General features: G+C 73.4%; 20 protein-coding genes. 8 read left to right on the top strand and 12 right to left on the bottom strand.

From position 1 onward, the window contains the following. Positions 1-77: 77 nt before the first annotated feature. Positions 78-1253: a xylose isomerase gene (gene xylA, locus AB0J42_RS05075; protein WP_364289025.1), complete on the bottom strand. Its 1176-nt coding sequence runs from the start codon at positions 1251-1253 to the stop codon at positions 78-80. An 80-nt stretch (positions 1254-1333) separates the two neighbouring features. Between xylA and xylB the strand changes: the two genes are divergently transcribed. From xylB to AB0J42_RS05055, 4 genes are all read left to right on the top strand, one after another. Then, complete coding sequence (gene xylB / locus AB0J42_RS05070) at positions 1334-2746, top strand: xylulokinase (protein ID WP_364289023.1); 1413 nt, start codon at positions 1334-1336, stop codon at positions 2744-2746. A 14-nt stretch (positions 2747-2760) separates the two neighbouring features. Beyond that, entirely contained in the window at positions 2761-3066 is a 306-nt protein-coding gene (locus AB0J42_RS05065; RefSeq protein ID WP_364289021.1) for a hypothetical protein, read from the top strand. A 32-nt stretch (positions 3067-3098) separates the two neighbouring features. After that, the gene (locus tag AB0J42_RS05060) at positions 3099-5201 is read left to right on the top strand and encodes an ROK family protein (protein ID WP_364289019.1); all 2103 of its coding nucleotides are present in this window, start codon (positions 3099-3101) and stop codon (positions 5199-5201) included. Between the two features lie 310 nt (positions 5202-5511). Continuing rightward, a complete protein-coding gene (locus tag AB0J42_RS05055) occupies positions 5512-6648 on the top strand; it encodes an acyltransferase (protein ID WP_364289017.1) in 1137 nt (378 codons plus the stop codon). Here the strand turns inward: AB0J42_RS05055 and AB0J42_RS05050 are convergent. After that, positions 6554-8614: an AAA family ATPase gene (locus tag AB0J42_RS05050; protein WP_364289015.1), complete on the bottom strand. Its 2061-nt coding sequence runs from the start codon at positions 8612-8614 to the stop codon at positions 6554-6556. The two genes, AB0J42_RS05055 and AB0J42_RS05050, sit on opposite strands and share 95 nt — an antisense overlap. A 220-nt stretch (positions 8615-8834) precedes the next feature. Between AB0J42_RS05050 and AB0J42_RS05045 the strand changes: the two genes are divergently transcribed. After that, positions 8835-10256, top strand: coding sequence for a N,N-dimethylformamidase beta subunit family domain-containing protein (locus AB0J42_RS05045; protein ID WP_364289013.1), 1422 nt, complete (start codon positions 8835-8837; stop codon positions 10254-10256). On the opposite strand, the gene AB0J42_RS05040 is transcribed toward AB0J42_RS05045, so the two are convergent. Both AB0J42_RS05040 and rfaE2 read right to left on the bottom strand, forming a co-directional pair. Then, positions 10253-11962, bottom strand: a complete 1710-nt coding sequence (locus AB0J42_RS05040) for a carbamoyltransferase C-terminal domain-containing protein (protein WP_364289011.1) — start codon at positions 11960-11962, stop codon at positions 10253-10255. The genes AB0J42_RS05045 and AB0J42_RS05040 overlap by 4 nt on opposite strands. Positions 11963-12044: 82 nt before the next feature. After that, positions 12045-13478, bottom strand: a complete 1434-nt coding sequence (gene rfaE2, locus AB0J42_RS05035) for a D-glycero-beta-D-manno-heptose 1-phosphate adenylyltransferase (RefSeq protein ID WP_364289009.1) — start codon at positions 13476-13478, stop codon at positions 12045-12047. 104 nt (positions 13479-13582) lie between these two features. Here rfaE2 and AB0J42_RS05030 point away from each other — a divergent pair, with 104 nt between their 5' ends. Continuing rightward, positions 13583-13915, top strand: coding sequence for a YnfA family protein (locus AB0J42_RS05030; protein ID WP_364289007.1), 333 nt, complete (start codon positions 13583-13585; stop codon positions 13913-13915). 285 nt (positions 13916-14200) lie between these two features. Here AB0J42_RS05030 and AB0J42_RS05025 read toward each other — a convergent pair whose 3' ends face one another. The 8 genes from AB0J42_RS05025 to AB0J42_RS04990 all read right to left on the bottom strand — a co-directional run bounded on the left by AB0J42_RS05025 (position 14201) and on the right by AB0J42_RS04990 (position 22133). Continuing rightward, complete coding sequence (locus AB0J42_RS05025; protein ID WP_364289005.1) at positions 14201-15781, bottom strand: SpoIIE family protein phosphatase; 1581 nt, start codon at positions 15779-15781, stop codon at positions 14201-14203. Next, positions 15774-17444, bottom strand: a complete 1671-nt coding sequence (locus AB0J42_RS05020; RefSeq protein WP_364289003.1) for an ATP-binding protein — start codon at positions 17442-17444, stop codon at positions 15774-15776. Before AB0J42_RS05020 ends, AB0J42_RS05025 begins: the two co-directional genes overlap by 8 nt. Further along, complete coding sequence (locus tag AB0J42_RS05015; protein ID WP_364289001.1) at positions 17414-18616, bottom strand: ATP-binding SpoIIE family protein phosphatase; 1203 nt, start codon at positions 18614-18616, stop codon at positions 17414-17416. The genes AB0J42_RS05020 and AB0J42_RS05015 overlap by 31 nt, the downstream gene beginning before the upstream one ends. Beyond that, positions 18601-19005, bottom strand: a complete 405-nt coding sequence (locus AB0J42_RS05010) for an ATP-binding protein (RefSeq protein WP_364288999.1) — start codon at positions 19003-19005, stop codon at positions 18601-18603. The genes AB0J42_RS05015 and AB0J42_RS05010 overlap by 16 nt, the downstream gene beginning before the upstream one ends. Next, positions 19002-19370, bottom strand: a complete 369-nt coding sequence (locus AB0J42_RS05005) for an STAS domain-containing protein (RefSeq protein ID WP_364289131.1) — start codon at positions 19368-19370, stop codon at positions 19002-19004. Before AB0J42_RS05005 ends, AB0J42_RS05010 begins: the two co-directional genes overlap by 4 nt. After that, on the bottom strand, positions 19370-20206 hold the full coding sequence (locus tag AB0J42_RS05000) for an STAS domain-containing protein (protein WP_364288997.1): 837 nt from the start codon (positions 20204-20206) through the stop codon (positions 19370-19372). Before AB0J42_RS05000 ends, AB0J42_RS05005 begins: the two co-directional genes overlap by 1 nt. Before the next feature lie 162 nt (positions 20207-20368). Then, positions 20369-21385, bottom strand: a complete 1017-nt coding sequence (locus tag AB0J42_RS04995) for a LacI family DNA-binding transcriptional regulator (protein WP_364288995.1) — start codon at positions 21383-21385, stop codon at positions 20369-20371. A 166-nt stretch (positions 21386-21551) separates the two neighbouring features. Beyond that, positions 21552-22133: a TetR family transcriptional regulator gene (locus tag AB0J42_RS04990; RefSeq protein ID WP_364288993.1), complete on the bottom strand. Its 582-nt coding sequence runs from the start codon at positions 22131-22133 to the stop codon at positions 21552-21554. Between the two features lie 139 nt (positions 22134-22272). Here AB0J42_RS04990 and AB0J42_RS04985 point away from each other — a divergent pair, with 139 nt between their 5' ends. Both AB0J42_RS04985 and AB0J42_RS04980 read left to right on the top strand, forming a co-directional pair. Beyond that, positions 22273-23796 carry an MDR family MFS transporter gene (locus AB0J42_RS04985; RefSeq protein WP_364289129.1) on the top strand — a complete coding sequence of 508 codons (1524 nt, stop codon included), beginning with the start codon at positions 22273-22275 and terminating at the stop codon, positions 23794-23796. Continuing rightward, on the top strand, positions 23793-24182 hold the full coding sequence (locus AB0J42_RS04980) for a hypothetical protein (RefSeq protein ID WP_364288991.1): 390 nt from the start codon (positions 23793-23795) through the stop codon (positions 24180-24182). The genes AB0J42_RS04985 and AB0J42_RS04980 overlap by 4 nt, the downstream gene beginning before the upstream one ends. Positions 24183-24553 lie beyond the last annotated feature (371 nt).

The raw sequence follows: 24553 nt of genomic DNA, 5'->3' as shown, positions 1-24553 counted from the left end.
TCGGTTCACTCTCGCGCCGGACCCCGGACATGCCGCGGCCCCCGCCCTGGAAGGACGGGGGCCGCGAAGGGAACCGGTCAGCGGGCGCCGAGCAGGTGGTCCATCGCGAGCTGGTCCAGCCGCTCGAACGCCATGCCGCGCGCGGCCGCCGCGTCCGCGTCGAACTCCTCGTACGCGCCGCGGTCCGCCAGCAGATCGGAGAGCGACTCCCCGTCCGCCAGCGTCGGCCGGGCCAGGTCGTCCAGCCGGGCCGCGCGCAGCGCCTCCTGCACCTCCGGGTCCGCGCGGAACGCCGCCGCGCGCTCCTTCAGCAGCAGGTACGTGCGCATGTTCCCGGCCGCCGAGGCCCACACGCCGTCCATGTCCTCGGTCCGCGGCGGCTTGAAGTCGAAGTGCCGCGGGCCGGTGTAGCCGCCGGTCTCCAGCAGGTCGACCACCCAGAACGCGTCACGCAGGTTGCCGGCGCCGAAGCGCAGGTCCTGGTCGTACTTGACGCCGGTCTGGCCGTTCAGGTCGATGTGGAAGAGCTTGCCGTGCCAGAGCGCCTGGGCGATGCCGTGGGTGAAGTTGAGCCCGGCCATCTGCTCGTGACCGGTCTCCGGGTTGAGGCCGACCATCTCCGGGTGGGCGAGCTCGTCGATGAACGCCAGCGCGTGGCCCACGGTGGGCAGCAGGATGTCGCCGCGCGGCTCGTTCGGCTTCGGCTCGACCGCGAAGCGCAGATCGTACCCCTGGCTGATCACGTACTCGCAGAGCAGGTCGAAGGCCTCCTTCATGCGGTCGAGAGCCGCCCGCACGTCCTTGGCCGCCCCGGACTCGGCGCCCTCCCGGCCGCCCCACGCGACGTAGACCTTCGCGCCCAGCTCGACCGCGAGGTCGATGTTGCGGATGGTCTTGCGCAGCGCGAAGCGGCGCACGTCGCGGTCGTTGGCGGTGAACGCGCCGTCCTTGAAGACCGGGTGGGTGAACAGGTTGGTGGTCGCCATCGGCACCACGAGACCGGCCGCGTCCAGCGCCTGGCGGAAGCGCTTGATGTGGGACTCGCGCTTGGTGTCGCTCGAACCGAACGGGATCAGGTCGTCGTCGTGGAAGGTCACCCCGTACGCGCCGAGCTCGGCGAGGCGGTTGACGGACTCCACCGGGTCCAGCGGAGCCCTGGTGGCGTCGCCGAACGGGTCGCGACCCTGCCATCCGACCGTCCACAGGCCGAACGAGAACTTGTGTTCAGGGCGGGGCGTGAGGCTGTCAGTCATCGGGACTCCTATTCGTAAGGGCAAAAAACAAATTAGTATGCGGAGGCGCGGTAGGGAAGCCCAGAAACCCGGGAGGCACCATGTCGGCACAGCGCGTCGTGATCGGGATCGACAGCTCCACCCAGTCGGCCAAGGCCGTCGCAGTAGACGTGGACAGCGGCGCCATCGTCGGAGAAGGCCGTGCCCCGCACACCGTCTCCTCCGGCGCGGGCCGCGAGAGCGACCCCCAGCAGTGGTGGCGGGCGCTCTGCACGGCCGTCGAGCAGACCGGCTGGGCCGACCGGGCCGGCGCCGTCTCCGTCGGCGGCCAGCAGCACGGCCTGGTCACCCTCGACGACGCCGGCGAGCCCATCAGGCCCGCCATGCTCTGGAACGACGTCCGCTCCGCCGGGCAGGCCGCCGCGCTGATCGACAAGTACGGCGCCGAAACCCTCGCCCGGCGCACCGGCAGCGTGCCCACCTCGTCGTTCACCATCACCAAGTGGCTCTGGCTGCGCGAGAACGAGCCGCACCACGCCGAGCGGACCGCCGCCGTCCGGCTGCCGCACGACTACCTCACCGAACGCCTGACCGGCGAGGGCGTCACCGACCGCGGCGACGCCTCCGGCACCGGCTGGTGGACGCCCCAGGGCTACGACACCGACCTGCTGCGCGACATCGGGCTCGACCCCGCGCTGCTGCCCCGGGTCGTCTCCGGCCAGGCTGGCACCGTCAAGGCCGGCGGGCCGCTGCCCGAAGGCACGCCCGTCGCCGCCGGCACCGGCGACAACATGGCCGCCGCCCTCGGCCTCGGCCTCGAACCCGGCACCCCCGTACTCAGCCTCGGCACCTCCGGCACCGTCTACGCGGTCGCCCGGCAGCACCCCGAGGACCCCACCGGCATCGTCTCCGGGTTCGCCGACGCGCTGGACAACTGGCTGCCGCTGGCCTGCACGCTCAACTGCACCCAGGCCATCGACAAGATGGCGAGCCTGCTCGGCCGCGACCGGGAGGCGGTCGAGCCCGGCGGCGGCGTCGTCGTGCTGCCGTTCCTCGACGGCGAGCGCACCCCCAACCTGCCGCACGCCGCCGGGCTCGTGTACGGGCTGCGCCACGACACCACCCCCGGCCAGATCCTCCAGGCCGCCTACGACGGCGCCGCCGCCGCCCTGCTGGCCGCGCTCGACGACGTGCTCCGCGCCGGCGGCGAGCAGCCCGACCCGGCCACGCCCCTGCTGCTCATCGGCGGCGGCGCCAAGGGCACGGCCTGGCGGCAGACGATCCTGCGCCTGTCCGGGCGGCCGGTCGTGGTCCCGGCGGCGGCCGAGCTCGTCGCCCTCGGCGCCGCCGCCCAGGCCGCCGCCCTGCTCACCGGCGAGGCCGCGGACGAGGTCGCCCGCCGCTGGGGCACCGCCCGCGGCGAGCTGCTGGAGCCGGTGGCCCAGGACACGGCGGCGATGGAGCGGATCGCCGGTACGCTGCCCCGGGCCGGTCAGCTGTTCACCCGGCTCTGAACGGAAGGACCCGCATGCGTCACAGCCGCCGGCACCCCATCGCCCGCCGCCCCCGGCGGGTCCTCTCCCGCCGCCCCCGGCGGGTCCTCTCCCGCCGCCACGGCGTCGCCGGTCCCGGCGACTGCCGCACCGGTTCTGGTCAGGGCCGGGTGAGGGCGTCCGGAATCGGGTCCGGCGGCTTCCGGTACGAGTGCCGTACCGGTTCTGGTCAGGGCCGGATGGGGGCGTCCGGGACCGGGTCCGGCGGCTTCCGGTACGAGTGCCGTACCGGTTCTGGTCAGGGCCGGGTGAGGGTGTCCGGCGGGGGAGAAGCGCGGTGAGAGGCAGGACACGGCCGGCGTCGCAGCAGAGCATGCGACGGCACAACCTGGCCCTCGTCATGGACACCGTCGCCAGGCACGGCCCGGCGTCCAGGGCGGCCGTCGCCGGGCACACCGGGCTGACCAGGCCCGCCGTGTCGAGCCTGGTGGACGAACTGCTCGCCGCCGGGCTGCTGACCGAGCTGGGCCCGGCCGCCAACGGACGGGTCGGGCGGCCGGGCAGCGCGCTCATGGTCAGCGACCGCGGCCCCGCCGGGCTCGGCCTGGAAGTGGGGGTCGAGCACCTCGGGGTGTGCGTGACCGACCTGCGCGGCCAGGTGCGCGTCTGGACAGTCGTGGAGAGCCCCAACGCGGCTCTGCCCCCGGCCGGGGTGCTCGCCCGGCTCTCCGCGCTCGCCGGATCCGCCGTCGCCGAGGCCGCCGCGCTCGGGCTGCGGCCGGTGGCGGCGGTGATGGCCGTGCCCGGCCTGGTCGCCCGCGACTCCGGCACCGTCGAGAGCGCCCCCAACCTGGGCTGGCACGACGTCCCGGTCACGCAGCTGTGGCCGGGCGCGCTCCCGCCGCGCGTCGAGAACGAGGCCAACCTGGGCGCGCTCGCCGAGCTGTGGGCGCACCCGGTGGCGGCCGACTTCATCCACGTCTCGGCCGAAAGCGGCATCGGCGCGGCCCTGGTCGTCGGCGGCCGCCTCTTCACCGGTGCCCGCGGCCTGGCGGGCGAACTCGGCCACATGCCCGTCCACCCCGACGGCCCCCCTTGCTCCTGCGGCGCCCGCGGCTGCCTGGAACAGTACGCCGCCAAGGCCGCCGTCCTCCGCGCCGCCGGCCTCCCCGCCCCACCACCCCTCACGTCCCCCACCCCTTCAGACGCGGTGTCCGGCAGTCCCCAGGCCCCTAGCATCCCGCCAGGCGGCCAATCAGCGCCTCCTCCCACCCCGGGGCCCGGCCTGGCAGACAGCCATGCCGCGTCCGGCACTCCCCAGGCCCCTACCACCCCGGCGGGCAGCCAACCAGCGCTTCCCGTCACGGAGTCCGGTACCCCCGTGGCGGGCAGCCAGTCAGCGTCTCCTCCCACCCCGGAGTCCGCTACCGCCCCGGCGGGCAGCCGATCAGCGTCTTCTCTCACCCCGGGATCCGGCCCGGCAGACAGCCGATCAGCGTCACCTTCCACCCCCGGGTCCAGCGCCACCCCAGAGGGCATGCCGACCGATCACGCCACGGCTCCACTCGACGCCCCCGCCTCCAGCCAACCTGGGCACGAAGCAGCGCGTCCGTCCGTCTCCGGCATCCCTCAGGCTGGTACCACCCCGGCGAGCCTGCCACCCGGCTCCGGCGTATCGGCGGGGCAGCCCCGCCCGGTCTCACATGACGAACCCGCCGATGGCCGCGCGGGGCACCGAGCAGCGTCCTCAGAGTCCGCGGCTGCTCGCTCGTACAGGACGGGAGCCGTCGCGGCAGAGGCCCGCCGGCGCGATTCCGCCGTGTCCGTGGCCGTTTCTCCGCCCGAACCCGGGGTTGGCGAGGCGGAGGGCCGTCTCTCCGGTGTGCCTGCGGAGGGATCTCCGGCTGGTGCTGGTACGGCGGGCAAGGAACGTGCGGCTGCTCGTTCGTACGGGCCGGAGGTTGTCAGGGCGGAGGGGCCGTTCAGCGTGCCTGCGGAGAAGGCCGATCCTCTCTCCGGACCCGGTGCGGCGGGGAAGGAACGTACGGCTGCTCGGTCGTACGAGCCCGTCCGAGTGTCCGCGGAGGAGGTGCCCGCTGGTTCCGGGGCTGGGGTCGCGGCTGGTCTCTCGGGTGGGCGGGCGGATGGGATCGGGGTGCTGGTGGCGCGGGCGCGGGAGGGGGACGCGCGGGTGGTGGCGGCGCTGGAGGACGCCGGGCGGGCGCTGGGGACGGCGCTGGCGGGGGCGGTGAATCTGCTGGATCCGGCCGCGGTGGTGCTGGGCGGGGCCTATGCGGAGCTGGGGGAGTGGCTGGTGCCGCCGATGCGGCGGGAGCTGGCCGCGCGGGTGACCGTACGGGCCTGGGATCCTCAGGCGCTGACCGTGTCGGAGCTGGGGCGGCGGGGGCCGTTGCTGGGGGCGGCGCTGGCGACGGTGCGGTCGGTGCTGGAGGACCCGGCGTCGCTCTGGGCCTGAAAGCCGGAGGGTGCTCTCGCGGGCGATGAGGGTGTGGGAGGCGCAGACCTCCTGGGGCCGCCGGCCGGGGTCGGGACCGGCCAGGAGACCGGCGAGCAGGTCGACGGCGGTGCCGGCGATGGCTTCGCGGTCGGGGACGCGCCCGTTTAATAAGGCACTCCTTCGGGTAAGCCGCTTCCCCGTTCCGCTCCCTAAGACGACCCCGATTAAGCCGCTTCCCCTGTTCTGCCCCGTCCGATAAGACATTGAGCAGTGATCGAGCGTAAAACGATCTGTTGACCGAGCAGTGCCCGGCGGCATGCTCACCCGGGTGAACACGGGGGAGAGGACGTATCGGAGCCGCCGTCGCAAGGCGGACCGGCTGTACGAGCTGGACGGGTTGCGGCTGCTGGCCGCGCTCTGCGTGGTGCTGTTCCACTACACCTTCTCCGGTCCGGTGGGCGGCACCACCTCGGTCACCTATCCCGAAATTTCGGGTCTGACCCAGTACGGCTACCTGGGCGTGGACCTGTTCTTCCTCATCAGCGGCTTCGTCGTGCTGATGAGCGCCTGGGGCAGGACACCGCGCGCCTTCGCCGCCTCCCGCCTGGCCCGCCTCTACCCCGCCTACTGGCTGGGCGTCATCGTGACCGGCCTCGTCACGGTGACGCTCGGGCAGGGCATGTTCGACCTCTCGCCGGTCCAGATCCTGGTCAACCTGACCATGTTCCAGCCGGTGTTCGACGTGCCGAACGTGGACGTCGTCTACTGGACGCTCTGGGCGGAGATGCGTTTCTACTTCCTCATCCTGGTGGTGGCCTGGATGGGGGTGACCAGGGGCCGGGTCATGGCCTTGCTATGGGGGTGGCTGGCCATGACCGCCCTGGTTCAACTCGGGGTGCTGCCGCGCGTCGCCGACCTGGTCGTGCAGTCGGAGTTCGCGCACTACTTCATCGGCGGGATGGCGCTGTTCATGGTCTACCAGTTCGGGGTGACCTGGCAGACGCTGCTGCTCGTGCCGCTCTGCCTGGCCAACGCCGTCCACCGCGGCCTCGGGTACGCCGAGGCCGTCGGCGCCCGGTACGGCGTCGAGTACGACCCGCGGGTGATCGCGACCGTGATCACCGCGGCGTTCCTGGTCATGGCGCTGGCCGCGGTGCGCGCGGTCCGGCCGCTCGCCAGGCCCTGGCTGGTCGCGGCCGGCGCGCTCACCTACCCGCTCTACCTGCTCCACGCGCACATCGGCTTCATCGTCATCGAGCGGACCGGCGGCGCGGTGAACCGGTGGGTGCTGCTGGCGGCGCTGGTCGCCGTCATGTGCCTGGCCGCGCACGCCGTGCACCGCTGGGTCGAGCGGCCCGCCGCGCCGCTGCTCAGGCGCCTGGCCGGGCCCCGAACACCTCCTGATGCCACAGGATCTCCGCCACCCGTTCCAGCCCGGCCGACAGGTGCCGCCGGTAGGTGCTGAACGGCAGCCCCAGCCGCTCGGCCGCGGCCTCCTGGGTGGGGACCCGGCCGAAGTAGGTGGTGGCCAGCGCCCGGTGGAAGCGGTCCGCGCGCGGGTCCTGCCGCACCTGCTCGACCGCCTGCTCCAGCAGGGCGCGCACGGCCCGGGCGGGGTCGCCCTCGGGGTGCGCGGCCACCAGCCGGGAGCGGGCCAGCGGGTTGCCCGCCAGCGCGCCCGGCCGCGACACGTTCCGCAGCGCGTCCCGTACCGCCGCGTCGAAGTCCGTACGCGCCAGCACCGCCAGTTCCTCGCCCCGGGCGGGCGCGGAGCTGCGCCGGCCCAGACCGCGGGTGCTCATCCGCTCCAGCCACGCCTCCGGGGTGGTGGTGCGCCAGTCGTGCGCGAACAGGCCGAACGTCTCGCCGCCCACCGGGATCCGGGCGTCCAGGTCGTGCATGTCGTACTGGCGCAGGTAACGCCGCCACGAGTCCGGGTCCCGCATGACCAGGAACGTCCAGGCCAGCCGGTGGGAGCGCAGGCACTCGCCGACCGCGCGCCACTGCACCAGGTCCATCACCGGCGACCTGCCGTGGTAGCGGGGCAGCACCCAGGCGCGGGCCAGCGCGATGTGCTCCCCGGGCCGGGGCGGCGCCGTCTCCTCCGCGTGCCGCCACGCCGCCGCGAGCAGCGGGCAGGCGGCGTCCGCCTCGGCCGGGCCGCTGACCCGCACCCAGGACATGAGCGCGACGGCCTCGCCGGTCTCGGTGTGCCGGTGCACCCAGAACCCCTCCGGCTGCTGCTCCAGCCAGTACGCGGCGTCCGCCGCCGACCCCTCGCCCTCGGCCTGGGCCGCCATGCGGAGCACCTCGTCACGGTCCTCGGGACTGAACGGCTCCTCGTGCACCTCGCCGTCGCCGCGCCAGTTCTGGAACTTCGGCGTCACCCCGTCGTGGCGATGCAGGAAGAACAGCGAGCCCATCGCCGCCAGCGCGTCCTGGTCGGAGGCGGCGCGGACCTGCGCGGCCAGGTGGGCGTGGATGCGGTGGTGCATGTCCGCGTACCCCTCGGGGTCGCGCCAGCGCAGGTCCGCCTCCAGCGCGTCGCGTACGACGTCGTGCGGGAACAGCCCATGCCGGCCCGACTCGATGAACGGCAGCCGGCGCAGCCAGTCGAACAGCGGCCCCGGCCGCTCCGGCAGCACCGCGCGCAGCAGCTCCTCGGTGGTGGCGTGGGCGTGCGCGCACACCTCCAGCGCGTGCCGGTGCGCCGCCGACGGCACCTCGCCGACGAGCTGGTCCAGCAGGGTCTCGGCGAGCTCCTCCGGGATGTCCCTGTCCTCCAGGGCCCAGCGCGCCGACGCCCGCTCGTCCTTGGCGGCCACCGCCGCGCCCAGGCAGAGCGCCAGCGGATGGCCCTGCGCGAACTCCAGCAGCGGCTCGCGCAGCTCCGCCGTCACCCCGCGGGCGTCGATCAGCGCCATCGCCTCCCCCGGCGCGAGCGCGCGCAGCCGGATCACCCGCAGCACCTCCGCCCAGCCGGGGTCGGCCTGCCAGCGCAGATCGGGAGGGTTGCGCCCGGCGACCACCACGAGGGTTCCTGCCGGCACCCGCGGCAGGAACCTCTCGCGCAGCCAGCCCTCCAGGCCCTGGCAGCGCTCGAACGTGTCGACCAGGAGCACCCCCCGCTCCTGGGCGAGCACCTGCCCCGCCTCGGCCTCGAAGGCGCAGGGGGAGGGGTCCACCGTGTGGCCGTCCACCGTCACCACCGGCCGCCCCGCCGCGGCGGCGTCGGCCGCGAACCGGCGCAGCAGCGCCGACTTGCCGATGCCCCCGGGGCCGTGCACGAACAGGACCATGAACGAGCGGTCCGTGCCGAGCGCCGCACGGAAGAGCGCCTGCTCCTCCTCGCGTCCCACGAAGGCGCGGTCGCGGGCGGCCTCCAGCCGGTGCCCCAGCGACGGGCGGCCCGTGTCTACTTCCGATAACATGCGCGCCACGATAGCTGTGTGATCTTGACAAGACGTGGCTATTCGCCCCGTCAAAGTATGAAAAATTCCCCAGAGTTCACACCGGCCCCATCCTGGGGAACGGCACAGTGCTCACACCGGCCTCATCACCGGGGACGGCGCAGCCTTGGCCGATCCGGGCGTTTGCCGATGATCGCCCCCGGGCACGGCGCACGGCGACCGGCCGATCGGGGGGACGAGGATGATCCGGGGGTACGCCGAGCAGCCGAGCCCGCGCGCCGGTGGGACCCTGGTGCTGCGGGTGGCGACCGGCGCTCCGGAGTTCCGGGTCGAGTTCCACCGCTACGGGTCCGCGCTCCGCCCCGCCGGAGGGTCGGACTGGCTCCCCGGCGCCGACGCGCCGCCCCACCTGCCGTTCCAGGACTGGGGGAGCCCCGGCACGGGCCTGCGCGACGAGCCGCTGCCCGGCTGGGCCGCCTACCCGATGCGGGCGCCGGACACCCCCGGCCTGTACGTGGCGCTCCTGGTCGAGGGCGACGGCCGGGGCCGCGACGCCACCCGGCCCGACCCCGGCACACCCGACGGGCGCGAGGCCAGGGCGCTGTTCGTGGTCCGCCCCGCCGAGCCGACGGCGGCCGTGCTCTACAAGCTGCCGCTGTTCACCTACCACGCCTACAACCTCGCCTGCGGCCCCGCCTTCGACCCGCAAACCGGGCACGGCCAGTGGTGCCTGTACAACCAGCCCCGCCCGGAGGACCTGCCGCGCCCGGTGCCCGCCGGAGTGAGCCTGCACCGGCCCGGCGGCGGAACCGGCGGTCATCCGTACGACATCGCGAACCACGACCCGTACGACCCGACACCCCGACAGACCTTCGCCCACTGGGACGCCCGCTTCACCGCCTGGCTGGCCCGCGCCGGATACGCCGTCGACTTCTGCACCGACCTGGACCTGCACCGCGACGGCGGCGCGCTGCTGGAGCCGTACCGGCTGCTGGTCAGCGCCGGCCACGACGAGTACTGGTCCGACGCCATGCGCGACGCCGTGGAGGGCTGGGTGCGCGGCGGCGGGAACGCCGCCTTCTTCGGCGGCAACACCTGCTGGTGGCGGGTGGCCTTCCACGACGAGGTGACGTACGAGCGGACCGGGCTCTGGCACGAGCACGGCCGCCCGGAGAACGCGCTGACCGGCGTCAGCTTCCGCAACGGCGGCGAGCGGGACCGCGACGACCACCCGATCCGGGTCGGCTTCCGGGTCCAGCACGCCGGCCACTGGGTGTTCGAGGGCACGGGCGTGCGCGACGGCGACGTGTTCGGCGAGCGCGACTACCTCGTCGGGTACGAGTGCGACGGCGCGGAGTTCGACCGGGCGGCGTACGAGGCGGGCGGGCGGGCGACGCCGACGGGCGCGGACGGCACCCCGGCCGACTTCACGATCCTGGCCGTCGGCGACTGCCGCCCGAGCGGCTGGGGGATGGGCAACGGGGCCGCGACCCTGGGCGTGCACACCCCCGGCGGCCCGCCCTCCGACCACCCGATCTCCGACGGCCCGCCGTCGGACGGGACCGTGTTCACCGCCGCCACCACCGACTGGGTGCGCGGCCTGGACCGCTGCCCGGTGGTCGAGCGGATCACCCGCAACGTGCTGGACCGGCTCGGCCGCTAGGCGGGACGGGCCGGGGGCTGCCAGTCCTCCCCGGGGACGGGCGGCTCGTCGCGCTTGCGGATGAGGTACGGCGGCAGGGCGAGCGCGTGCAGGTTGGTCTTGCGCAGCGTGGCGATCGAGTGCTCAGGCGTCTCGGTGAGCGGGTCGCCCGGCCCGTTCAGCGAGGTGTTGATGAGCACGGGGCAGCCGGTCCGCTCGTGCCAGCGGGTCAGCAGTTCGTGCAGGAACGGCGTACGGACCGGTTCGACCGTCTGCAGCCGGGCCGTGCCGTCCACGTGCGTGATGCCGGGCAGCGCGTCGCGGTGCTCGGGCCGTACGTCCGCCGCGTACTGCATGAACGGCGCCGGCCGGTCCACGTCGAAGATCCGCTCCGCGTGATCGGCCAGCACGAGCGGCGCCAGCGGCCGGAACCACTCGCGGCCCTTCACCTCGAAGTTCACGTAGTCGCGCATGGCCGGCACCCGCGGGTCGCCGAGGATGCTCCGGTTGCCCAGCGCGCGCGGCCCCGACTCCGAGCGGCCCTGGTGCAGTCCCACCGTCCGGCCGCTCGCCAGCAGCTCGACGATCGCGCCCGTCAGGTCGGCGGGCCGCTCGGCCGTCAGGTCCTCGGGCAGCGCCCGCACCGCCGCGTCGATCGCGGCCGGGTCCGGGTCCGGCCCGAGGAAGTCGTCGGCCCAGCGGAAGCCGCTCTCCACGCCCAGGCACTCGATCAGCCCGTACAGGGCGCAGCCGACCGCGGTGCCGCCGTCGTGGGGGCTCGGCGGGATGAACACCTCGCGGAACGGCGACTCGCGGATCAGCCGCCCGTTGGCTGAGCAGTTCAGCGCGGTGCCGCCGGCGAACACCAGGTTGGCCTGCCCCGTCCGCTCGTGCAGCCAGGCCACCAGCCGCGCCAGCGCCCGCTCGAACGCCCGCTGCCCGGCGGCGGCGAGGTTGGCCGACCGCTTGAACGTGCTGGCCCCGTTGGTCACGTAGCGGAACGCCGCGCCCTGCGCGAAGGCGTCCAGCCACTCCTGCGGGATGAACACCTCGTGCCCGCGCACGTCCAGCTCGGGCAGCCCCAGCGCGTCCGGGTCGCCGAACGGGGCCAGGCCCATCACCTTGCCCTCGTTGCCCTCGCCGCTCGGCCAGAGCATCCGGGTCAGCAGCGAGTAGAAGCAGCCCAGCCCGGCCGGTCTGGCCCAGTCGCCGTCCCACAGCTGCTTGGCCAGGCACTCGATCCGGTCACGCGAGCAGCGGTAGAAGGAGGACACCTCCAGCAGGCCGCCCGGGGTGCCCGGGGGCAGGTCCACGGGCTCGGTGAAGTCCCGCACCCGGCTGCCCTGCGCGTCCACCACCAGCCCCGCGGCCTCCTCGAACGGGGAGGGCGGGAAGGCGCTGTAGAGGTGGCTCAGGTGGTGCGAGACGAGCACGATCGGCGTCTCCTCGCCCAGGCCGAGCGTCTCGCGCAGCTCCGCCCGGTAGGCGGCCAGGTTGGCGATCTCCTCGTCGGAGGAGTAGCCCTCCACCACCAGGTCCACCGGCCCCGCGAGCTGGGAGAGCCGGGGCAGGTAGTGGTCCGGCAGGTCGCCGAGCCGGCCCCAGTGGTGCTTGCGGCGGCTCATCCGCTCCTTCTGCAGGCTGTGGACCGAGGTCCGGCCGCACGCGACCGCGATCGATCCATCCTGGGTGCGGTTGACGCCGATCACGACAGGTCTGCCGGCCATTCTTGATCCCCCCGAACGAGCAACGAACCCCGAGAATCCGTACCCCAATATCACGAAATGTCACCGTAAAGTGACATAGTGCTCACACCGGGTCCGCCGTCCCCTCCTCCGGCAGGGACCGCACCCGCTCGATGATCGCCGTCGTGGACCGGTCCGAGATGTAGTCCAGCACCCGCACCTCGCCGCCCATCGCCCGCACCAGCGGCGCCTCCGGCAGCATGTCCGGCGTGTAGTCGCCGCCCTTCACGTACAGGTCGGGCCGGACCATCCGCAGCAGCCGCTCAGGCGTGTCCTCCTCGAACGAGGTCACGTAGTCGACGTAGCCGAGCGCCGCCAGCACCGACATGCGGTCCTCACACGAGTTGATCGGCCGCCCCGGCCCCTTCAGCCGCGCCGTGCTCGCGTCGCTGTTGACCGCCACCACCAGCACGTCCCCGAGCCGGGCCGCCCGCTCCAGGTAGGTCACGTGCCCCCGGTGCAGCACGTCGAAGCAGCCGTTGGTGAACACGATCCGCTGCCCGCGCCGCCGGTGCTCGTCCAGCCGGGCCGCGAGCCGCTCCGGCGTCTGCGCCTGCCCGTCCTCGCGGTGCAGCGCCCGCAGCAGCTCCCGCCGGGTGCAGGTGGCGGTGCCCGGCCTGCGCACCACCACCCCGGCGGCGGCCTGCGCGGCCTGCGCCGCCTGCTCCGGCGTCGCGCCCGCGGCCAGCCAGAGCGCGAACGCCGCCGTGTACGTGTCGCCCGCCCCGGTCGTCATGTGGTCCGGCGCGGGCTCGGCGTAGGTCCGGTACGGCGGCCGTCCCTCCTGGTGCAGCAGCGTGCCCTCGCCGTCCAGCGTGGTCACCACCATCCGCGCGCCGGACTCGGCCAGCAGCCGCCCGGAGCTCCCGGTCAGGAAGCGCACCCGGTCCTGGTGATCGCCCTCCTCGCGCAGCAGCCGCAGGACCTCGCCGTAGTTCGGCAGCACCGCCGCCGGGGCGCATCCCCGCCACGGCGTGATCTCGTGCGCGTCCACCACCAGCAGCGGCAGCCCGGTCAGCACCCGCCGCACCGCGCCGGTGCACCCGCCCGCCCCGTAGTCGCACGCGATCACCACGTCGGCGCCGGGCAGCGCCTCCTCCAGCTCCTCCAGGACCCGGGCCTCGGCGGAGGCGGGGATCGGCTCGCGGTCCTCCTCGTCGTAGCGGGCGATGAGCTGCTCGCCGACCATGAGCCGCTGCTTGTGCGGGGTACGCCTGCCGGGCACGGTCACCAGGCGGGCGTCCACGCCGAGCAGGCCGAGCGCCGTGGCCAGCTTCTCCCCGCAGGCGTCGTCGCCGACCGGGCCGATCAGCCGCACCCGCGCGCCCAGCGCGACCAGGTTGGCGGCGGTGTTGCCCGCCCCGCCCGGCGCGTCGTCGGTGGCCTCGACGCTGACCACCGGCACCGGCGCCTCCTGGGCGATGCGCCGGACCGGCCCGCGCAGCCACGAGTCGAGCATCACGTCACCGATGACCACCGCCTGGATGTCCCTGTCCATGCGAGGCGACTACCAGGAGAAACGCTTCTCAAACGGCCGCCGGACGCGGGGGAGCGCCGCTCGCCCGGGCGGACCGGCGGAACCTCGCCGGTAAAGTCGCGCCCATGACCACCGTGCGTTCCCTGATCCTCTTCGTGCTGGCCGCCGTCGCCGAGATCGGCGGCGCCTGGCTCGTCTGGCAGGGGCTGCGGGAGCAGCGCGGCCTGCTCTGGATCGCCGCCGGCGTGCTCGCGCTCGGCGCGTACGGGTTCGTCGCCGCCTTCCAGCCCGACCCCCACTTCGGCCGGGTCCTGGCCGCCTACGGCGGGGTGTTCGTGGCCGGTTCGCTGCTGTGGGGCGTGGTCGCCGACGGGTTCAGGCCCGACCGCTGGGACCTGATCGGCGCCGCGATCTGCCTGCTCGGGGTGGCGGTCATCATGTACGCCCCCCGTACCTGACTCTCCGGCCGGACCCAGGCTCCGGAGCTGTTGGGACCTCCTTCCTGACCTGGCGCTACCCGGATGTTCATGTCCCCTCTTCCTCCGTCCGCTTTCGGCATGGTCTGGAAGCAGGCCCGCCGCATCGCCTTCGTCTCTCAGTAGGTGGACTCCTCGCTGGCGCGCCGCCCGTACGACCTGCGTCACGCGGCGGTGTCACGCCGAATGGCGCCTTGCAGGTCACGGGACCTTTCCGGGTGCGAGGCAATGGCGGTGATCATGTACGCGCCGCGCACCTGAAGTCCGTCACCCCAGGGGATCGCGGCGCAGCACCACGAGCGCCACGTCGTCCTCCCGCGACCCGAACGCCGCCAGCATCCGGTCGCAGAACCGCTCCAGGTCGTCCTCGACCGTCTCCGCCAGCTCCCTGGCGCGCTCCAGGCTGGTGTCGAGCAGCACGTCGCGGTCCTCCAGCAGGCCGTCGGTGAACAGCATGAGCGTCCCCCCGGGCGGCAGCACCAGGTGATCCACCTTGTAGTCCTCCTCCGCCACCCCGAGCAGCAGGTTGCCCAGCCCGTGGTAGCGCGCCCCCGGCCCGGCCAGCAACGGCGGGATGTGACCGGCGTTGGCCAGCTGCAGCTCGCCGGTGCCGGGATGGAGCAGCAGCAGGCAGACCGTGGCCGTGATGCCCGGGTGGTAGCGGCGCAGGACCTTGTTGAGCAGGTCCATCGAGGCCGCCAGGTCGACCCGGTCCATCACCGAGGCGCGCAGCGCGTGCCGCAGCTCGGCCATGATGGTGGCGGCGTGCAGCGAGTGGCCCATCACGTCGCCGATCGCCACCAGCACCCGGTCGCCGGCCTCCAGCACCTCGTAGAAGTCGCCGCCCACCTCGACGTTGTCCCGGGCGGGCCGGTAGCGCAGGCCCACCGTCAGCCCGGGCACCTCCGGCACCCGCTGCGGCAGCAGGCTGCGCTGCAGGGTGAGCGAGGTGGCGTGCTCCTCGGTGTAGGCGCGCAGCGCGTCGACCGCCAGCGCCAGCTCCTGGGCGAGTTGCCGCAGCAGGTTGAGTTCGTCGTCGTCGAGCGCCGTGCCGGCCTCCACGCCCAGGAACACCGGCGGCCGGCCCGTCTTGGTGCGGCAGAGCACGCCTGTGACGGGCCGCTCGGCCCCCGAGCCGTGCAGCAGCTCGGTCCAGGCGGTGGCGGCCAGGTGGATGACCTCGGCGCCGGGCTCCTCGCCCAGGGCCAGGCCGCACAGCCGCTCCAGCAGGTTCTGCGGGACGTGCGCCGCGGCGGCGGCCTCGCCGGGCCGGGCGACGTAGCGGCGCAGCCGCCCGTCGGCCGGGAGCGCGAGCATCCGGGCCTGGCGGCCCAGGATCGAGGCCGTGCCCGCCGCCGCCACCGCCAGCAGGCTCTCGAACGAGTCGCAGCGGTTGATCTGCAGCGTCACCTCGGCCAGCTCGGCCAGCCTGGCCGCCATCACCTCGGCCCGCCGCCGCGCCCGCGAATAGCGCAGCGTCGCCTCCACCGTCGCGGTGAACTCGTCGGGCTCGATCGGTTCCGACAGGTACGCGTCGGCGCCCCGCTCCAGCCCCTCGGCCCGGTCGCGGACCGTCGTCGCGTTGCCCGACACCTGGATGACCGGGATCGAGGCGGTCGCCGGGTCGGCCTTGATGCGCTCGCAGACCTCGAAGCCGTCGAGGTCGGGCAGCCGCACGTCGAGGACCACCAGGTCGGGGTGGCGCGCGCCGAGCACGGCCAGCGCCTCCTCGCCGCCGCCCGCCTCGACCACGTGATGACCGGCCCGGCGCAGCCAGCTGGAGAGGATGTAGCGCTTGGCCGGCATGTCGTCGACCACCAGCACGTTCGCGGGACCGGAGTCAGGCACGGCGTCCCCGGATCGCCTCGCGCACCGCTTCCAGGAGCTGCTCGCGCCGGAGCCCGTGCTTCGGCAGCACGGGATGGCCCCGCACCGCCGCGCCGGGCGCCGCCGTCACCACGACCACCGCGACCTCCCCCAGGGTCTCGTCCTCCGACATCCGCTGCAACAGGCCGTTGCCGTCGAGCCGGGGCATCAGCATGTCAAGCACGATGACATCCGGGCGCCGCGCTGTCATCATCTCCAGCGCCTCGGCGCCGTCGGCGGCCTCGTCGACCTCGTGCGCGATCCCGTACAGCATCCTACGGGCCAGCTCGCGGAAGCCTTGGTCGTCGTCGGCGATCAGCAGCCGCCCGACCTCCGGCGTGCCGTGGTGGCGGGGCAGCCGCACCGTCACGGTGGTGCCCTCGCCCGGCGCGCTCGTCAGGTCGAGCCGGCCGTCGAGCGCCTCGGCCAGCCTGCGCGCGTACGGCAGGCCCAGCCCGGTGCCCCTGGCCTTGACCTGCAGCGCGTTCGGCACCTGGAAGAACTCCTCGAAGACGTGGCGCTGGTCCTCCTCGGCGATGCCGATGCCGGTGTCGGAGACGGCGATGACCACCTCGCCGGCCCGTTCGTCCAAGCGGGCGTCGAGCCGCACCTCGCCCTCCGGGGTGAACTTCAGCGCGTTCGACAGCAGGTTGCGCAGCACCCGGACGAGCATGGTCTCGTCGGTGTAGAGCTCGGCCACCTCCGGGGCCACGTCCGTGCTCAGCACCACCGCTCCCGTGGGCTGCATGGTCGCCCGCAGGTGGTGCGCCAGCGCCACCAGGTCGACGGGCGCGTGCTCGGGCCGGAGCGGGACCGACTCGGCCTTGGCCATGTCGAGCAGCTCGCCGACGAGCATCAGCAGGGTCTCGGCCGAACCGCCGATGAACCCGACCTGCTGCTCCTGCTCCTCGGTGAGCGGGTCGCCGCCCGGCCCGGTCAGCAGCCGCACCAACCCGATGATGGAGTTGAGCGGGCTGCGCAGCTCGTGGCTGACCGTCGCCCAGAACCGCTTCCTGGCCTCGGCCGCCTCCCGCAGCTGCGACGACTTCTCGTCCAGCTCCGCGTAGAGGGCGACCACGCCCCGGTTGGTCTCCTCCAGCTCGGTGGAGAGCTCGTTGTACAGGGCCATCACGCCCTGGTTGGTCTCCTGCAGCTCGGCGTTGAGCCGCAGCACGTGCTCCAGGGTCGCGGCCAGCTCCTGGTTCTGGTGACGCAGCTCGTCCATCGCGCTGACCGGCGCCATTCGGGCCAGCCGCTCGCGGACCTGGCCCTCGCGCAGCTGGGGCGCCGCTCCCGTCAGCCGCTTGGTGATCGTGACGCGCCCTTCCTCCGGTACGACGCCGTCCACCAGACGGGCGGCCAGGGCCAGGCCCTCCGAATCGGTCACCCGCGCGGTGTGCTCGACCGTGACGCGCAGCTCCCCGGCGTCCAGCACGAACAGCACCAGCGCCCCGGCGGCGACCACCTCCCGGCCGACCTCGCTGAGCGCGGTGGCGACCCGGATCTGGTCCTGGGCCTCCAGCCCGGCCAGCTCGGCGACGGCCCGGCCCAGCCGGCGCAGCGCGAAGACGTCCCGCTCCTCGCTCAGGCGCATCCTGGCCAGTTCGAGCGCCGTCATCGCCGCGGCCTCACGACCACGACGCACGCGTCGTCCCTGCGGGTGCCCGCCTCCCGCAGCAGCCCGGCGGCGACCACCGCGGGGGAGCGGGAGAACAGGCCCGGCATGGCGGCGGGGGACCAGCGGCCCGACAGCCCGTCGGAGTGCAGCACGACGGTCGCGTACTCGTCCAGCTCGTACTCGAACTGCTGGAGCCGCCGCGCCTGATGCCCGGCGATGCCGGGCACCGACACCATGCCCTGGCGGCGGTCGGGGTGGACGATCCAGCCCGAGATGTTGCCCACCGCCGCGTAAGTCACCTTCTCCCGCGTGACCCGGGCGACCGCGGCCGCGCCGCCGCGGGTGGGGGACAGACCGGCGTGCAGGCGCCGCAGGATGGCCAGCGGCTCGTCGTCCGGGCCGCTCCGGAACAGCTCGACGGCGGTTTGAGAGGCGCACGCGGCGGCAGGTCCGTGGCCGAGCCCGTCGCAGATCAGGACGGTGGTCGCCTCTTCGCCGATGGCGAGGGCGAAGGCGTCGCCGGAGACGGTCTCCTCACCGATCGCCCGCACGAGCCCGGTGGCCCGCGGCGGCCCCTCCCACTCCTTCCCCACGCGCCCGGCCCCGGAGTGCGCGCCGCCCTCGCCCCCTTCGTGGACGGAACCGGAGTGGGCGGGGCCCGAGTCGCGAGACCCGGAGCCGGCGGGGCCGGGATGGGCGGCGCCCGGACGGCCCGAGCCGGAGTGGCCCCCGGGCTCGACGGGGGCCGGGGGGACGGGGGTGGAGTAGATGGGGCCGGAGCGGGCGGCGCCGAAGTGGACGGCGAGGAGCGTTCCCTTGCCGGGCAGGGAGTGCACGTCGTACGAGGAGGCGATCCGGGTGATGGCCCCCAGTCCGATGCCGAGGGTGCCCGAGGTCGAGTAGCCGTCGCGCATCGCCCGCGCCACGTCCGGCATGCCCGGCCCGTGGTCCAGCGTGATCAGCTCGACGACCTCCGGCGCGCCCGGGCAGGGCCGCACCAGCGCCATTCCCTCCACCGCGTGCTTGACCAGGTTGGAGGCGGCCTCGGTGACCGCGACCGCCACCTGCCCGACCCGTTCGGTGTCGAATCCCGCGTCCTGGGCGAGGCCGACGGCGACCCTGCGCACCGCGCCGACCGCGCTCGGCTCCTCGGCGCGGATCCAGACGTCCTGCCCGGCCCGGTTCACCGGCGGATCCATTTCGTCACGACCACCATGGTGCCCTTGCCGGGCGCGGAGGTCAGGTCGAACTCGTCGACCAGGCGGCGCGAGCCGCCCAGGCCCAGCCCCAGCCCGCCTCCGGTGGTGAAGCCGTCGGTGAGCGCCTGCTCGGTGTCGGGGATGCCGGGCCCGTCGTCGCTGAAGGCCAGGCGCAGGCCGCGCCGCCGCCCGTCCTCGACGACCTCGATGGTGACGGTGCCGCCGCCGGCGTGCACCAGCGCGTTGCGGGCCAGCTCGCTCGCCGCGGTCACCACCTTCGTCTGGTCGATCAGGGACAGGCCGGCCTCGATCGCGACGGCCCGTACCTGCTGGCGGACCATCACGAGGTCCGCGCTGCCGGCGATGGCCAGCCGCCCCGCCCCGGTCATCGCCCGGCGCCCCGGCCCGCGTCGCCGAGGAGCGCCACGCCCTTCTCCAGGTCGAGCGCGGTGCGTACGCCGCCGAGCGACAGGCCCAGCTCCACCAGCGTGATGGCCACGGCCGGGCGCATGCCGACGACCACGGTCTCGGCGTCGAGCATCCGGCACATGCCCGCGATGGTGGCGAACATCCGGCCTATGAAGGAGTCGATGATCTCGACGGCGGTGATGTCGATGATGACGCCGCGCGCCCCGGTCGCGACCACCCGGTCCGCCAGGTCCTCCTGGAGCGCCAGCACGCTCTGGTCGTCCAGGTCGATCTGGATGGAGATGATCAGGAGGTCGCCGAGCTTGAGGATCGGGACGCGCTCCATCACGCGTCCTCCGTCCGGACCGCGACCCGCGTCCGGCGGCGCTCACCGACCTCGATGCCGCTGCGGCGCAGCGCGTACGCGAGCGCGTCGGCCAGCGTGGCCTTGGTCACGATGTCGCCGAACTCGATGCCGAGCGTGACGATCGTGTACGCGATCTGCGGGCTGATGCCGGAGATCACGCACTCCGCGCCCATGAGCCGGGCCGCCACCACGGTCTTGAGCAGGTGCTGGGCCACCTCGGTGTCGACGGCGGGCACGCCGGTGATGTCGATCACGGCGTGCTCGGACCCGGTCTCGACCAGGGTCTGCAGCAGCTTCTCCATCACGACCTGGGTCCGGGCCGAGTCGAGGGTGCCGACCAGCGGCACGGCCACGATGCCGTCCCACAGCTTGACCACCGGCGTCGAGAGCTCCAGCAGCTGCTCGGCCTGGTCCAGGATGACCTTCTCGCGGGCGGCCGCGTACGTCTCGATCGTGTAGAGGCCGAGGTCGTCGATGAGGCGCGAGAACCAGATGAACCCGCGCAGCGCCTCGGGGTCCCCGTCGGTCTCGACGAGCTCGTACACCGCCTCCTTCAGCCCGTAGACGGCGCGGGCGGTGTCGGACGGGGTGTGGCCCTGGCGGGCGCGGGCGCGCGACAGCTCGGCGAGCAGGCCCCGGACGTCGCTCAGGTCCTGCTGCTCCTGCCCGAGGGCGGTGCGCAGGGCCTGGTAGAGGTCGTGCAGCTCGTCGGCCGGAGTCCGGGCGATGGTGCTCCAGCGGCGCAGGATCCGCTCCTCGGCGGTTCTGAGCAGCTCCTCGATGCGCTCTCTGGCGACGTCGGCGTGGACGGTCAAGTGGGACTCCCGAAAGATTGGGTGGGCGGCACTGCCGGGCAGGGTAACGGCCTGAATGTCCGGCGGGTAGCAGATGTGCGAATCATCCCGTTACCGTCTCGCTCTCGACGATATCCGATGCCCGGCACCGCCTCAGCGCCGCGCGGCCGGGCCGGCGTACGGTCAGGACAGCGGCGCCGTGGTGCGCCGCGGCACCAGCCTCGGCGTGATCGAGATGCGCGCCGAGGCGGTCCTGCCGCCGATGCGCTCCAGCAGCAGCCGCCCCGCCGTCCGGCCCATGTCGGCGGCCGACTGGTCGACGCTGGTGAGCGAGATGTGCGCCAGCGAGGCCAGCCACGTGTTGTCGTAACCGGCGACGGACATGTCCTCCGGCACGGCGAGGCCGGCCTCGCTCAGCGCCGCCAGCGCGCCGATCGCGGCCAGGTCGGCGCCCGCGAAGATCGCCGTGGGTGGTTCCGGCCTGCTCAGCAGCTCGGCGGTGCCTTGACGGCCGCCCTCCTCGCTGTACGAGGTCCACACGATGTCGGTGTGGTGGCCCAGGCCCAGCCGGATCATGGCCCGCTCGTAGGCGCGCGCCCGGAGGTTCTCCAGCAGGGTGTCCGGATGGCCCCGGCCCGCGTCGCGGTGCGCCACGTGTGCGATGCGGCGGTGGCCCAGCGCGGCCAGGTGCTCGACCACGAGCTCGGCGCCCACCTCGTCGTCGTCGAAGACCGCGTCGTAGTACGGCGAGCGGTCGTGGCGGCCCAGCACCACGACCGGCACCGTCCTGGCGATGGCCTCCAGCTGGGCCTGCGGGCTCAGCGGGGCCACCAGCACCACCCCGCCCACCGACTGGTCGATCAGGGCGTGGACGGCCCGGGACTCGCTCTCCGGGCCGCTGCCCGACTGGCTGATCACGACCGTGTAGCCGGTGCCGCCGACCCCCGCGGTGACGCCGTCGATCAGATCGGGGAAGAACGGGTTGCGCAGGTCGGGGAGGAGCACCCCGAGCGTCGAGGCGTGGCCGCGCAGCGCACGGGCCGCGTTGTGCGGCCGGTAGCCCAGCTCGTCGATGGCCGCCCGCACCCGGGTCCGCATCGCGGGGCTGACCCCGTACGCGTTGCGCAGCACCTTGGACACCGCCGAGGTGGACACCTGCGCGCGCCGCGCGACATCCGCGATCGTCACCCTGGCGGTCAATCAGCCCTCCGTAGAACGAACCACACCCCACAGGGTGGCAGACCTTCAAGACCGCAGGATATCAACGGAGAACGTTCTACACTTCGGCGGGCGGCCACCACGGGAGATAGGTCCACCCGCTCCTTCGAAGAGATGCCGCGGGGCGCGCGAGAGAAGACACCACTGGTCAGGTGAAGGGCCGGGCCACCTCGTCCATGATCTCCCGGCTGATCTCCACGAGGGACCGCGACTCCTCCTCCTCGATCCACTGGTGGGTGGCCAGCCGCAGCGCCCCGAGGAAGGCCGCCGCCATCACCCGCGGCCGGGCCGGGGCGCGCCGGTCGGCGATCGCCTGGGCCAGCTCGCGCTCCAGGGCGGCGTGGATGGCGAGCTGACGGGCCAGCAGCGCCGGATGCTTCTTGGCCAGCCGGGTGCGGACCGCCCACTCCCGGTCCGGTATGCCGACCTCCTCGTACAGCTGCTCGATCGCGGCCCACATGGCCTGCCATGCGCTGTCGCCGGGAGGCTGCTCGCGCACCAGCGCCACCAGCCGTCGGAAACGCTTCCCCTCCCCGTACAGGAGAGCGTCCTCCTTGCCCGCGAAGTAGTTGGAGAAGGTGCGCCGGGAGATGTTGGCGGCGTCGGCGATGGCCTCGACCGTCACGCCGTCGAAGCCGTGCTCGACGACCAGCCGCAGCGCCGCCTCGTGTACGGCCTGCCGGGTCTCGGCCTTTTTGCGCTCGCGCAGCCCCAGCGTCGTGGTGTCCATCTCGCTGCCACTCTACCGATCCGGGGAATAGATTCCCAATGCGCAAACTTTCCCAGTGGGAAGTAGGGTGTCCTGGTCACCCCGAGAGCTTGAACGGAGGTCGCGCGTGAGCGCACCCACCTCGGCGCCCGCCGAGCCGATGACCCACCGGCAGGTGCTGGAAGCCCTGAGCGGGCTGCTGCTGGTCCTGTTCGTCGCCATGCTCAGCGGCACGATCGTCGCGGTCGCGCTGCCTGAGATCATCGGAGCGCTGAAGGGCACCCAGTCGCAGTACACCTGGGTGGTCACCGCCTCACTGCTGACCGCCACCGCGTCGACGCCCATCTGGGGACGGCTGGCCGACCTGTTCAGCAAGAAGCTGCTGCTCCAGATCGCCATCGTCATCTTCATGGTGACCTCGCTGGCCTGCGGCTTCGCCCAGAACACCGGCCAGCTCATCGCCTTCCGCGCCCTCCAGGGGCTCGGCATGGGCGCGCTGCAGATCCTGGTGCAGGTCGTCATCGCCGCGATGATCAGCCCCAAGGAGCGCGGCCGCTACAACGGCTACCTGGGCGGCGTGATGGCCGTCGCCACCGTCGGCGGGCCGCTGCTCGGCGGGCTCATCGCCGACACCCCGTGGCTCGGCTGGCGCTGGTGCTTCTTCATCGCCGTGCCGTTCACCGTGGTCGCCCTCGCCCTGCTGCAGAAGACGCTGCGCGTCGCCACCGTCCGCCGCGACGACGTCAAGATCGACTACGCGGGCGCGACGCTGATCGCGGCCGGGGTGAGCGTGCTGCTCATCTGGGTCACCTTCGTCGGCAACTCCTTCGACTGGCTGTCGTGGCAGACCGCGGCCATGGCCGGCGGCGGCGCCGTCCTGCTGGCGCTGGCCACCTGGGTGGAGAGCCGGGCCGCCCAGCCGGTCGTGCCGCTGCACGTCATCCGCCGCCGCACCCCCGCCCTGGCGATCGTGGCCAGCCTCGCGGTCGGCATGGCCATGTTCGGGGGCGCGGTCTTCCTCGGCCAGTACTTCCAGGTCGGCCGCGGCTACACGCCCACCCAGGCGGGGCTGCTCACCATCCCCATGATGGCGGGCGTGCTGGTCTCCTCCACGATCAGCGGGCGCATGGTCTCCAGGAGCGGCAGGATCAAGCCGTACGTCGTGACGGGCTCGATCGTGCTCACCCTCGGCTTCCTGGTGCTGTCGACCATGGACCACCAGACCTCGCTGCTCATCATCGCCGCCGCGATGGCGCTGGTCGGCACGGGCGTCGGCATGTCGATGCAGAACCTGGTGCTCGCCATCCAGAACACCGTCCCGCTGCGAGAGCTGGGCGCGGCCAGCGGCGCCATCACGTTCTTCCGCTCGCTCGGCGGCACCGTCGGCGTCTCGGTGCTGGGCGCGGTGCTCGCCGGGCAGGTCGCCACCGGCATCTCCGAGGGGCTGGCCAAGGCGGGCATCCCGGTGTCCGGGGGCTCCGGCACGGACACCCTCGACCTCGCCGCCCTGCCCGAGCCGATCAAGATGATCGTCCGCGCCGCCTACGGGGACGCCACCGGGCACATCTTCCTCATCTCGGCCGGGCTCGGCGTCGTCGGTATCATCGCGACCCTGCTCTTCAAGCCGGTCACCCTCCGCGACACCATCGACCTGCCCGACCCCAAGGAGCCGATCGCCTCGTGACCCCCTTACCGGGCCGTGCCGTCCTCATCCTGCTCGCGGCGCTCCTGCTCACCGCGTGCGGCGGGGAACACCGCGTCGACCCGGGCGCCCTCGCGGAGGTCCGGTCGATCGGCCAGGTCGTCGCCGAGGCGACGAGCAGGTGGTACTGGGGTGACCAGGGGCCGCGGGTCACGTCCCGCAACGAGACCTTTGTCGTCGACATGGGAACCGCCACCTCCGGAGCCGCCCTGGAGAGGGCGCGCGCCCGGCTGGCCGAGCACGGCTGGCGGCCGGATCCGCCGGGCCGCGGTGACGAGCTCTGGCTGAGGTCCGCGCGGTGGGAGGAACTGTCGCTCTTCGCCCAGGGCCTGGACGACTACGTCCGGCAGTGTCGTCCCTCCGGTTGACGCAAAGGTGGCGTGAAGCGGGATTAGTCCGAAAGGCAGGGGAGTTTTCCCGGCAGCCCATGCGCGGAGTGTTACTTCTTGATTACGGTGGGTAGTAGTAGGGGTGGTGATCCGATTACCCGCTCAAGGAGGTGCATGCGTTCCATCGACCGCCTGCCGGCGGCCGCCACCCTCGTGGTCCGGCTTCACGCCGGCCCAGGCCTGGCTCCCTGACGCCTTCCCTCAGGCCCGGTGGCAAGGGCGGCGCGGCCCTCGGCCGCGGCGCCCGGAGAGCCGTCACTCCGTGCCCGCCCCGCCGCTCCCAGCGGGGCGGGCACACCGCTTCTGTCTGACAGCCGGGATGAAAGTTTCACGATGTTATCGATAATTTC

The sequence above is a fragment of the Nonomuraea sp. NPDC049649 genome (assembly GCF_040675175.1).
Taxonomy (GTDB): Bacteria; Actinomycetota; Actinomycetes; order Streptosporangiales; family Streptosporangiaceae; genus Nonomuraea.
Note: the sequence above shows the minus strand (reverse complement) of the source record. Positions and strands in the feature narration are given on the sequence as shown.

Bases quoted from the DNA above. Each gene is read 5' to 3' on its own strand.
- xylA (WP_364289025.1), bottom strand. From the start codon at position 1,253: ATGACTGACAGCCTCACGCCCCGCCCTGAACACAAGTTCTCGTTCGGC.
- xylB (WP_364289023.1), top strand. From the start codon at position 1,334: ATGTCGGCACAGCGCGTCGTGATCGGGATCGACAGCTCCACCCAGTCG.
- AB0J42_RS05065 (WP_364289021.1), top strand. From the start codon at position 2,761: ATGCGTCACAGCCGCCGGCACCCCATCGCCCGCCGCCCCCGGCGGGTC.
- AB0J42_RS05060 (WP_364289019.1), top strand. From the start codon at position 3,099: ATGCGACGGCACAACCTGGCCCTCGTCATGGACACCGTCGCCAGGCAC.
- AB0J42_RS05050 (WP_364289015.1), bottom strand. From the start codon at position 8,614: ATGTTATCGGAAGTAGACACGGGCCGCCCGTCGCTGGGGCACCGGCTG.
- AB0J42_RS05045 (WP_364289013.1), top strand. From the start codon at position 8,835: ATGATCCGGGGGTACGCCGAGCAGCCGAGCCCGCGCGCCGGTGGGACC.
- AB0J42_RS05040 (WP_364289011.1), bottom strand. From the start codon at position 11,962: ATGGCCGGCAGACCTGTCGTGATCGGCGTCAACCGCACCCAGGATGGA.
- rfaE2 (WP_364289009.1), bottom strand. From the start codon at position 13,478: ATGGACAGGGACATCCAGGCGGTGGTCATCGGTGACGTGATGCTCGAC.
- AB0J42_RS05030 (WP_364289007.1), top strand. From the start codon at position 13,583: ATGACCACCGTGCGTTCCCTGATCCTCTTCGTGCTGGCCGCCGTCGCC.
- AB0J42_RS05015 (WP_364289001.1), bottom strand. From the start codon at position 18,616: ATGGATCCGCCGGTGAACCGGGCCGGGCAGGACGTCTGGATCCGCGCC.
- AB0J42_RS05010 (WP_364288999.1), bottom strand. From the start codon at position 19,005: ATGACCGGGGCGGGGCGGCTGGCCATCGCCGGCAGCGCGGACCTCGTG.
- AB0J42_RS05005 (WP_364289131.1), bottom strand. From the start codon at position 19,370: ATGGAGCGCGTCCCGATCCTCAAGCTCGGCGACCTCCTGATCATCTCC.
- AB0J42_RS04990 (WP_364288993.1), bottom strand. From the start codon at position 22,133: ATGGACACCACGACGCTGGGGCTGCGCGAGCGCAAAAAGGCCGAGACC.
- AB0J42_RS04985 (WP_364289129.1), top strand. From the start codon at position 22,273: ATGACCCACCGGCAGGTGCTGGAAGCCCTGAGCGGGCTGCTGCTGGTC.